Raw genomic sequence first — 11,480 nt, 5'->3', positions numbered from 1 at the left:
TCAGGCATTGTATTCATATGATTGACTCAAAAGGAATGCATATGTTAAGATAAATTAATACATACGTCCGAATTATTCGGATGTATGTATTAATTTATGTAAGGAGTTATATTGTCGTCAACTGGAGTGTATAAACATGTGGCAAAACTCAACTTTTGTAAAGGTGGTGTTTAATCATGAGGGTTAAAAGTATTCTGGTAATTCTTTTGTGTTTGATAACGATTTTAACGATGACTGCCTGCAAACAGTCAAACTCTCAAGTAGAGGGAATAAAAGAAGTTGCGGCCATTGAGGTAAAACAAGAAAATGAAATTGAAATCTCGAAATTCTCAGGGACATTGCAGGTAGTTGAGGAAACTACTTCTTCATTTGAAGTCCCAGGAAGAACCAAAAACATAAATGTCACTGAGGGCACAAAGGTCAACGTCGGGGATGTCCTTGCCGAATTGGACGATGAAAGTTATCAGTTGCAGGTCAATATGGCAGATTCAAATTTGAAAAAAGCTGCTGCGGCCTTAGACTTAATATCAAAGGGGGCCCGTGAACAAGAGATACTCATTTCCAAATCAAAGTTAGATCAGGTTACCGCTGTTTATCAAAAGGCCTTGACTGATTGTAAAAGGTGGGAAGAACTCTATAAGTCAGGTGGTATTGCCTTAACTCAATACGAGTCGATCGAGACTCAACTCACAATTGCCGAAAAAGACATGATTTCAGCACAACAGGTCTACTCTCTCACAACAGAAGGCGCCCGTAAGGAAGACCGTGACCAGGTTTCAGCAGCCTATGCCTCTGCTGTAGCCTCAAAAGATCAAGCAACCCTTGCGTTATCAAAAACGCAACTGAAATCGACGATTTCAGGGACGGTCATAGCCAAATATATTACGGCAAGTCAGTTAATCAATGTCGGCACACCAGTATTTAAGATTGGTAATATTGAAAGCCTCAAAGTTGTACTAGCAGTTCCAGATTCTGAAATTTCAAACTGGCAGATCGGAGATAAAGTCACAGCAACCCTGTATGGAAACTCTAAAGAGGGAACAGTGACAAAAATATCCCCCTCCATCAACGAAGGAACCGCAACCATTGGAGTAGAGGTGAAGATTGCTAATGAACAAAATGACTGGCTTCCGGGACAGGTCATAACATGCTCACATGCAATTGATGGGAAGGCGGCTATCTATATTCCCGTAGCATCGGTCATCAAAAATGGAAATGAAAATCCGCATATTTTTATAGCTGACAATGATATCGCTGTAAAAAAATTTGTTACACTCGGAAAAATACAGAATGATAAGTTAGAGATAGCTTCCGGTCTAAAGCCTGGTGATCAAGTGGTTATTAAAGGTGCGGAACGTTTATTTGATAAAGATAAAATTAAGATCGTAGGGGGGGTGAAATTTTGATAAACTATTTTGTTAAGAAAAGAAAAATAACCTTGCTTATATTTTCAATGATTGTGGTCATGGGATTATTCAATTTCCTCAAGATCCCACGCCAAGAAATGCCGGATATTGCTGCTAACAGTGCTATGATAACGACTGTATACCCAGGTGCATCTCCTGAAAAAGTAGAGTATGCGGTAACCAAAATAATTGAAGAAAAAATAAATGAAATGCACGGCATTGAAACCATCACTTCGCAATCCAAGGACAGTGTTTCAATTATTACGGTTGAGGCTAAAAAACATGTTGATATAGAAAAGGTATGGGAGGAACTGAGAACAAAAGTCGGGGACGTGAAGCCAGAGCTCCCGGAAGGTACTTTGGCGCCCTCTGTCAACGATGAGTTGAGCAAATCTTTCATTCAGACCTTCAATGTTACTGCCGACACTTTTGATCAGTTGTATAGCCTTTATCCAACGCTAAATTCTTGGAAAGATCAGTTAAGAACCATTCGGAACGTGTCAGATGTACAATTGATCGGACTGCCCACCAAGGAAGTCCAGATCGATCTGGACGCCGGAAAGCTTCGTGAATACGGGATTACGTGGGAGCAGGTGTCCAGCGCCATCCAGGCAGATAATACAAAGGCACCTATGGGGAATTTTGACACCCAAGATCGTACATATAAGTTGGAGCTTGATGAATTATATAACCCGGAGCAATTAAACAATAGCCTCATTACCCTTTCCAAAGATAGGTATCCGGTCTATCTGAGAGATATTGGCAAGGTCTCCGTCGGTTTTAAAAAACCTGATCACTACGTTTACCATAATGGGAAGCCAGCCATATCCTTCACCTTAGTAGCAAATCTGGGGAGCAATATCGTCGAGATCCAAAAGGATGTAGACAAGAAAGAAGCATCCTTTCAAAAAGACATTCCTTCCTGGGCAAAAATAGAAAATGTCTATACCAAGACGGATTACCTAGATGACTTGTCTCATGACATCACCCGGGAAATGCTTGTCGCAATTGCAGCAGTCCTGCTGGTGTGTTCTTTGGGCTTGAGTTTTGTAACCTCTGTAATCATTGCCCTGGCTATCCCTATTTCCATTGCAGTTTCCATGCTTTTTGCCCAATTTTTCAATGTCACATTAAATGAGATTTCCATCTACTCTGTGATTATTCTGATTGGTGTACTGGTCGATGATTCGGTGGTTGTCAATGACAATATCAACAGGCACCTTTCTGTTTTCCGAAAAACACCCCAGCAAGCAGCTGTTGAAGGAGCCCAAGAGGTCTTGCCATCTATTTTTACGGCAGTATTGGCAGCGATCTTCTCTTTTGGAGTTCTATATTTTCTATCCGGCGAAATTGGTCAGATGGGACGTCCGCTGCCAATCATCGCAGCACTCGCTATGGGAACATCTATGATGATGTCCATTTCCATTGTTCCAATATTTCGCACATGGTACGAACAACGCTCGCGAAAGAAGATAGAGGATTATGAAAAACCCGCTGGATTGCTGGGAAAACCATTTAAAAGGTTCACAGACTGGTATGCGTTCAAAATATTGCCGGTTGTCTTAGAAAAACCTTTGCTTATCGGCTTAACCGTCTTAATTGTAAGTATATCTGCTTATGGATTGATTTTTGTTTCTCCAATACAGCTTTTTCCGCCTGCGAACCGGTCTGAAATGCTGGTTGATATCAGAGGAACTTCGGGCACCAGCCTGGAAAATACCAAAAATCTGGTATCGGAGGTTTCCAAATGGGTTTCAAACCAGCCAGGAGTTGTCATGGTATCGGCATATGCAGGCGGCAGTGCTCCTGATATGTTCGGCGATGACAAACCTATAGGAATTGGCGCTGAATTAGGACAATTGATTGTTAGAGTGGATAATAAAACAAAAACGGCAGAAGTAGTAGACCGATGGTATGACGAACTAAAAGAAAAGTATCCTGAAGCGGTAATTATGCCCAGAGAATTAGTATTGGGTATTCCAGTGGGAAAACCGGTCGATATTAGGATTTATGGCCAGGATATAACAGAATTAAGCAGTATTGCACAGCAGGTGAAAGAAAGAATAAAAGATGTCAAAGGGATACGCAATATTCAGGATAGCATGGGTTCCAACCTTTTCACCCTTCGACTAGAGGTCAATAAACCGCTCATGGATCATAAATTAGTCAGTAGTGCAGCTCTTTCCAGTACTTTGCGCTTAGCCACAGATGGAATTTTAGTCAGCAATTTTGATGACGGTAAGGACCTGATCAATATTGATCTATACGCAGATAAATCAATAACAGATCCTCTACAGCGGATTGAAAACTTAGCGGTACCCAATGCCTTAGGACAGCAAATTCCCTTGAAGGAAATCGCCCAGATGAAAACCTCTTTTAATTTAAAAGTAATAAACCATAGGAATTTATCTCGGGTGATTGACGTGACAGGTGATTTAAAGGGCTATACCGCCTTTAATACCACACCTGAAGTAAAGAAATTACTTAATCAAATCACTTTACCCGAGGGGTACTACTGGGAGTTGGGCGGAGAAATCAGTAAAGAAATGGATATTTTGAAGGAACTCGGAACGCTCCTGGCTGTTGCGGTTTTGCTGATCATCCTTACAGTTGCTATTAAATTTAACTCCCTGAGTGCGGCTTTCTTAATGCTTTTAACAATTCTTCTTGCTTTTTCTGGTAGCTTCATCGGGCTGTTCATAACCAGGTCGGACATCGGATTCATGGCACTTATGGGAGTTATTTCATTGGTTGGCATTGTGTCCAGAAATGGAATTGTCTTGATTGAATTTATTGAGAATGAATATCATACCGGAGCTGAGTTAAAGCCGTCGGTAATCAATGCAGTCGGAGCACGTATGAAGCCGGTTCTGTTGACAAGTTCAACGGCAATTGTAGGCCTGATACCTATCGCTGTGTCCAGTAATGTATTGTTCCGCCCTCTGGCCATCGCGATTATTTTTGGGCTGTTGTATTCGACAATCCTCACTCTTGTCGTAGTCCCCATTTTTTACACCATAATAGCACAATATAAAATGAAGAGAAAAAATAACTCCATTAAACAGACTAAGCTTGATCCAGAGCTATGTTGACTCGAAGAATGCATAAGCGATATAATGAATAATACATACGTCCGATTTGAGGTGCATGATCTGTGAATGAAAAAATAAATGAAGTGAGTCAATCGCAAAGAATACTTAACGCAGCGTTTAAATGTATATCATCAAAAGGCTATGCAAATGTATCGTTACGAGATATTGCGGATGAAGCAGGTGTAGTTTTAAGTCAGTTAAATTACTACTACAGAAATAAAGAGGGGCTATTAATAGAAGTAATCAAGATGTTAGCTCAACAATATCTATCTGAAATTGAGGATAACTTAAAAAAAGGCGAATCGGCAGATGAAAGGATAGCATATTTTATAAAGTATTTTGAAGATATGTTGCGAACAAAACCTGAGTTGTTTAAGCTTCTTTTTGACTTGACAAGCATGGCGTTATGGTCGGGAGCGTTGAAAGAACTTCTTAGTAATCTTTTTAATGATTTGACAAACCTAATTGAAAGATATATTTTATGTAGCTTTTCCATTAAAGAAAAGTATAAAAGCTATTCATCTGTAGCCTTATCAAGGATGATATTAGGAGCTATGTTTGGAACTTCTATACAGGTAATGCTAGCTCAAGATCCAGAAGACATGATTTGTTCGTTATCGGCAATACAACTATTATTTGAATAACAGGAAATATCCCCCCCTCTATGGTGATCTGATTTTAACCATATAATTAGCATACTGACAAAGGGAAATAAAACACCCAAGCCAGTAACTCTCCTTCATCAGTTTTTGAGGGAGGTTATTGGCTTGGGTGTTTTCTAAAGAAGTTTTAAATTGGTATAAAATATTTTATTTTTCCGTGTATTTCAATAGAGTTTGAAATCTATGAATACTTATCAATGCTTTTCAATATAAATGTATATGTGTGATGCCAATTACTTTCAAAAACGAATAATCAGAGATTCGAAGATTAGAATGGATTTGAGTCTTTAACTCTGGCCAAAGTTTATAAGCATAAAGGGGGAGCAAACCGGGATGACAGGCGTGTATTTAGGTCAGGAAAATACAATGTCTCTGAGAGTGCAAGAAGCTGGGCCCAGAGAAGTGGGGCGTGGTATTGCAAGAATGGATCCGGACGATATCCTCTTGTTAGGTGTAGAGGTTGGTGATGTTATTTCTATCTTTGGCAAAGAGGATGCTGTTGCCAAGGTCCTGCCAGCCCATAAGGAGTACCGGGGTAAATCAATTCTCCAGATCGATGGAATCCTGCGCGCGAACGCTGGGGTAGGTATTGATGACGAAGTGGTTGTGAGAAAAAGTATATGTACTATAGCCAGTTCTGTTACTTTGTCTCCAATCATTGAAGACTGTAACCCCAATCAGAGATGGGATACCAGATATATCTGCAAATTACTGGAAGGTTTGCCTGTGAGGCAAGGTAACCGGGTCCGGGTCGCACTCTTTGGGTCAAGATCTATGGATTTTATGGTGACTAAGACGTCTCCGGGGGAGGTTGTGCTGATCCATTCTTGTACAGCATTGGAAATTGTGAATACTACTGATGGGCGGAAAGGTAGGGTCAGAATTGCTTATGAGGATATAGGAGGCCTTCATACTAAAATACAGCGGGTACGGGAAATGATCGAGCTTCCGTTCAGATTTCCAGAGATATTTGAACGGATTGGGATAGATCCGCCCAAAGGTGTCTTGCTTTACGGCCCTCCGGGAACGGGTAAAACTTTGATTGCCCGGGCTATAGCCTCGGAAACCGAGGCTCATTTTATTGCAGTAAACGGGCCTGAAATCATTCATAAGTTTTATGGAGAGAGCGAGGCCAAATTACGAAGTGTGTTCGATGAAGCTGCCAGTAATGCACCTGCCATCATATTCATTGATGAAATTGATGCGATTGCGCCAAAACGGACTGAGGTATCCGGAGAGCTCGAGAAGAGGGTCGTAGGCCAGCTTTTAGCGATGATGGACGGACTGGAAAAACGCAAGCAGGTGGTAGTTATTGGGGCGACCAATATTCCTGACGCGTTAGACCCAGCCCTGCGGAGACCGGGCAGGTTCGACAGAGAAATCTCTATCAGTGTACCTGATAAAGGCGGAAGGACAGAAATTCTTGAGATTCATACTAGGGGAATGCCTCTGGCGAAGGACGTTGATTTAGCAAAGCTTGCTGAGATCACACATGGATTTGTCGGAGCAGATCTAGAGGCTTTATGTCGGGAAGCAGGGATGTTTGCTGTCAGAGAGATCCTTCCTGAAATAGATTTTCACAGGAACTTTATACCCAAGGAGAGCTTGCTTGGGCTGGAGGTCAACATGGACCACTTTACCTGTGCAATGGGGGAGATCGAGCCGTCTGCCATTCGTGAGGTATTTGTTGAGATTCCAAATGTAATGTGGGACGATATAGGTGGGTTAAGTGAGATAAAGGAAGCTCTTAAGAAAGCAATTGAGTGGCCGCTTAAATATAGAGAACTTTTTGACCATGTGAAGGCTCGAAATCCGAAAGGTATTTTATTGGCAGGACCGCCAGGGAGTGGTAAGACCCTCATCGCTAAGGCCGTGGCCTCTGTGAGCAACGCAAACTTCATTTCAGTTAAAGGTCCGGCTCTTTTTACTAAATGGGTGGGTGAGTCAGAAAAGAGATTGAGAGAAATCTTTAAAAAGGCGAAGCAGGCTGCTCCTTGTATAATATTTTTCGATGAGATTGATGCCATGACGAGTGGAAGGGATTTGGGAGCCTCTGATTCAGGTGTGAGTCAAAGGGTTATCAGTCAGTTGCTGACCGAACTTGATGGGGTAGAAGAACTGAAAGGTGTTGTTGTCCTTGCTGCCACCAACCGGATAGACCTGGTAGACCCTGCCCTCTTGAGACAGGGCAGGTTTGATCACATCTTTCAAATTTCTGAACCTGATGAGTTGGAGAGATGTGAGATCTTTAAAATTCATCTGAGAGGCAGGCCCGTGGCTGAGGGAGTGAATATCGAAGAACTGGCAGGTCATACTGCCGGGGTTGCCGGTTCTGATATTTACGGCATATGTGAAAAAGCAGCGCTGATGGCTATGGATAGGTTTATCACAAGTGGTGAGGATTGCCTGGATAATTTGGTGATTAGTGCAGAGGATATGCATACGGCAATAAATAATGCAGTCCGTATTCTTCGGGAGCAATAAGAAAAGTTACCCGGAAGGCTTGAAGAATACCAAAGCTAAAAAGACATTTTTTTTCGTAGTGGTACTTGTAATGTCAATAGTTCAGATTGAGGACTGGATAAACCTAGTCTCCAATCTGAACTATTATTATATTGTCTACAGAGAGTAACAGCAGCTAACAATCTTCCAGCGGATTTCTGACTTCGTAGGGACGCATCATATCATTGTCTTCGTGGTCGAGAATATGGCAGTGCCAAACATAACCTGGCTCCGCGGCAGGATTGAAGGGAAATTGATTAATGCCGGGGATTGAGACCACCTCGGCTTGAGGCGCGAATCGGATCCTGATCGTAGTTACTTGTCCGGGATAGGCTTGAATTGTATCTTTCCAGCCATTTTCATGAGCGGGTGGGTTAATTGGTCCATCCAGGAGGTAAGGTTCCACGGGTAACACTTTAGTTGGATGGTCAAGGGGAGGCTCACCGTTTAGGGCTAACCAATCGCTCCTATATTTGTTAACCAAAAAGCCCTGACGACTGATCAACCGGAACTGAATTAAGTGGATGTGAATCGGATGAGCCCCTCCCGTTAGGTTAACGATTTGCCAGTCCTCGGTAGATCCTACTAAGGGTAGTTCGGAGGTCGGCATATGCCATTTCTGACCGTCCAGCAGAAATTCTAAGGGTCCCGTGGGGCCTAGAACCAGATTAAGAGTCAGGGTTCGTTTTTTGCTGTCACGTTTGAGTGGGTATAGAATATTCAAGATTTTTGGCAATGGTGGGGGTACGACAGCGGGTTTGTTCAGCACAGTAAACTGCATAATCTGTCCCGTTGTCTGGGGATCAGGTGGATTCCCATTAGGGAACGGAGCATTGGCAGTATTAGTCATAATTAATTTGGTGCCGGGTGTTAGCTGGGAGAAGTCTATAAGGATGTCAACTCTTTCGCTAGGAGCAATGAGCAAGGAGTCGAGCTGAACAGGTTTCGGCAGGTAGCCACCATCTGTGCCAATTTGCACAAATGGCATCTGATTTGAGAAGGCCATATTATAGAAACGATCATTAGATCCGTTCAAAATTCGAAAACGGTATTGCCTGGGTTCGACATCCAAATTGGGCCATACCTTGCCATTTACCATAATCGTATTACCTAAAAACCCTGGTATCCAGTAGGGATGAACATTCGGAACGAGTCCATTACTGGGATACGCCAAGGAGCCGTCGTCAAAGAAGGACCTGTCTTGGATGACCATGGGTATCTCATATTTGCCCTGCGGAAGCACGGAATGCTTTTCATCGAGGTGATTTTGAGGGTCGCGTAATAAATAGAAACCGGCGAGTCCCATCATGACATTCAGGCGAGTCATACCTAACGTATGGTCATGATACCACATAGTGGTCGGTTCCTGCTCATTAACGTAATGATAAAGGGATTTAACAAAAGCAGGTCCAATTTCAGCTTCCCCGGCAGTAAACCAAGCTTCAGGGTACCCATCAGAAGATGATTCAATCTCCCCGCCGTGCAAGTGAGGAACCATTGGCACGGGGCTTTGGGCTAAAGGAAATCCTGAGGGGAACGTTGGGAAGGGGGGCATAGGCATGCCCATTTTATTCGGGTCAGCCCAGTGTAGCGTAGGATCTACCGCTAACGGATGTGGTTCAGTTAGGTTGTTGCTCCATTGCACATTGATGGGAATGTGTCTTTTGGCCTCAAACGTTGGACCAGGTGTAGACTTGAAATCAGGTATGATCTCATCCGTTTCAGGAATCCTGACTTTGCCGCCATAACCCCATACGGTTGTTTCAGGAAAACCTTCTGGTAGAATTTGCTGGGTGAACTGGCTGACTGTCACATTATAGTCGTGGCTTTTTATTTTACAGCTAATCGAGTGCTTTACAACTGTTGGCATAAAGACAGGCGGGACAAAAAATCGGTTTACAAACTTCGGAATAGTTGTCGGATCAAGGGGATTAGGCGCTAAACTCTCGGCTCCATTTAAATGAGTTTCCTCTAGGTCGCTTTCACCCTCACCTACCGACTTATCTTCTTTATTGCTAACAGAGTAGGGGCGCTTTAGGTCAGCAGTGAATAATTCCGTAGCTGGGTTTTGTGAAGGATTAATACTTTGAGGAAAACTGAATACATTACTTGGATCATACTTAGTCTTGATGTCTTGCAAAACGTTCACGTATTGACCATAATAAGCCATTTGGTAATCCTTTAGTTTAGTATACGGAAAGTTCACATATGAACCTAAAGTAAGCTTCTCAATATATAAAAAGCCCTCTGCTACCCATTCCTTGTTGATTGACGCTTCATCATTCTCTTCCCAGCTTGACGAAATGGCCATAATATAGTTTGCCTTCCTATAATAAAAAGCAGTATTATTCTTCATAACATCACTTACTGCTCCGCCTAATGAATAAACTTTAACAAAGGAATTATAATCCGTAGGGGCTTTATCGATTATTTCTATGATTTCACCTAATTCATGGTCGGAAAGATGCTTATACATAAATCTTCCTGTGTCCGTGAATTTCTCACTTTTCGGATATGTGTTTCCTATGGTGCTTACAGCATCAATAAAATCAACATACTCGATACTTTCAAAAGTAATCCCCGGTATACTTAGGATAGGCTCTAATAGTCTTCTGGCTTCAGCGGGGCTTCCATAGAAGAAAGCAAACATTAATGCCCCTTGTTTATATACTCTGCCAAATGCACTCATTCTTCTATCCAAATCTTCTAACCATTCTTGCCATACACTCAAAAAGCTGAGCCTAGCAGGTTGATTGTTGTTCCACTTCAGTTGAATAAGCGTTATTTTATCTATTTTCTTTTTTAAGGCGAACGTGAAGGAAGTGACAACCCCGAAATTTCCTCCTCCTGCTCCTCGTAATGCCCAAAACAAATCTGGATTGCAGTTGTGATTAGCTATTAATATATTTCCTTTGGCATCCACCATTTCTGCTTCAATCAAGCTGTCAATGGTAAGTCCCAAGTAGCGGGTAGATAAACCTATTCCTCCACCTAAAACCAATCCGGAAATTGCTACTGTAGGACAAGTACCTCCCGGAAATGCATATCCGTATTCATATAGTATTTCATATAATTTTCTAAGCCTAGCTCCTGCTTGTACCTTTACTACGTCCTTAAGAGTATCTATTTCTATATGATTCACTAGTGTCGTGTCGATTACCAGTTTCTCCGTTCCGGTTGAATAGCCTGCGTAGTTGTGTCCCCCTGAACGAATGCGAAGTCTTACTTGATTTTTTTCCGACCAAAGAATGGCATTGGCTACATCCTGATTATGATAGCAATAGACAATTGCTATAGGATATTCATCTATAGCTCTGTTGTACTCTTGTCTAGCTTGTTCATACTCTGGATCACAAGGCCATATAACCTTACCTGTTAATCCTTCTTGTTCCAAGATAAGCACGTCCTCTCAGTTTATATACTTTTGTATAAATTATTCAGTAGCTAATACGGTCAATTTCTTGACCAAAACGAGGGTCTGGAACCCTGGACAAGCGTTTTCAGTGTCGAGGACAGCCGAATGGCATTTAGATTCAAATAAGAATTTACGATAGTACTGCTAGAATGCGACGCCATTTCAAAAACGGGAAAGAGCAAACAATTACTATTTACATTTTTTAACGTTAGCTGCTACGTATTGCCCAAAACGCTTTGGTATCCAAACCTAGGATAAAGTATGCCTGTTTACTTAAGATTGCTACTGTTGCAAGAATCATGAATGACCCTAGATTTTTTGTTGCCCTAAATTTTCGTGTTTCCAATAAAAGAACGGCTTAACCTTACGGAAAAGCCGTGATGGAAGTGATATAATTGATTTG

General features: G+C 42.0%; 5 protein-coding genes and 1 pseudogene. 4 read left to right on the top strand and 2 right to left on the bottom strand.

The window, feature by feature from the left end:
* The first annotated feature begins 176 nt into the window (after nucleotides 1-176).
* The 4 genes from E4K67_RS15810 (at nucleotide 177) to E4K67_RS15795 (ending at nucleotide 7,644) form a co-directional block, all read left to right on the top strand.
* The gene (locus E4K67_RS15810; protein WP_135548350.1) at nucleotides 177-1,406 is read left to right on the top strand and encodes an efflux RND transporter periplasmic adaptor subunit; all 1,230 of its coding nucleotides are present in this window, start codon (nucleotides 177-179) and stop codon (nucleotides 1,404-1,406) included.
* Complete coding sequence (locus E4K67_RS15805; protein WP_135548348.1) at nucleotides 1,403-4,498, top strand: efflux RND transporter permease subunit; 3,096 nt, start codon at nucleotides 1,403-1,405, stop codon at nucleotides 4,496-4,498. The genes E4K67_RS15810 and E4K67_RS15805 overlap by 4 nt, the downstream gene beginning before the upstream one ends.
* A 62-nt stretch (nucleotides 4,499-4,560) precedes the next feature.
* On the top strand, nucleotides 4,561-5,142 hold the full coding sequence (locus E4K67_RS15800) for a TetR/AcrR family transcriptional regulator (RefSeq protein ID WP_135548346.1): 582 nt from the start codon (nucleotides 4,561-4,563) through the stop codon (nucleotides 5,140-5,142).
* Between the two features lie 351 nt (nucleotides 5,143-5,493).
* On the top strand, nucleotides 5,494-7,644 hold the full coding sequence (locus E4K67_RS15795; protein ID WP_135548344.1) for a CDC48 family AAA ATPase: 2,151 nt from the start codon (nucleotides 5,494-5,496) through the stop codon (nucleotides 7,642-7,644).
* 154 nt (nucleotides 7,645-7,798) lie between these two features.
* Here E4K67_RS15795 and E4K67_RS15790 read toward each other — a convergent pair whose 3' ends face one another.
* Nucleotides 7,799-9,574: a multicopper oxidase family protein gene (locus E4K67_RS15790; protein ID WP_243454510.1), complete on the bottom strand. Its 1,776-nt coding sequence runs from the start codon at nucleotides 9,572-9,574 to the stop codon at nucleotides 7,799-7,801.
* A gap of 177 nt (nucleotides 9,575-9,751) precedes the next feature.
* Nucleotides 9,752-11,065: pseudogene (locus E4K67_RS15785) on the bottom strand (FAD-binding oxidoreductase); the annotation flags it as partial.
* Nucleotides 11,066-11,480: the final 415 nt, after the last annotated feature.

This window comes from Desulfosporosinus fructosivorans, assembly GCF_004766045.1.
Lineage (GTDB): Bacteria > Bacillota > Desulfitobacteriia > Desulfitobacteriales > Desulfitobacteriaceae > Desulfosporosinus > Desulfosporosinus fructosivorans.
This window is presented reverse-complemented; position numbering and strand designations above follow the sequence as displayed.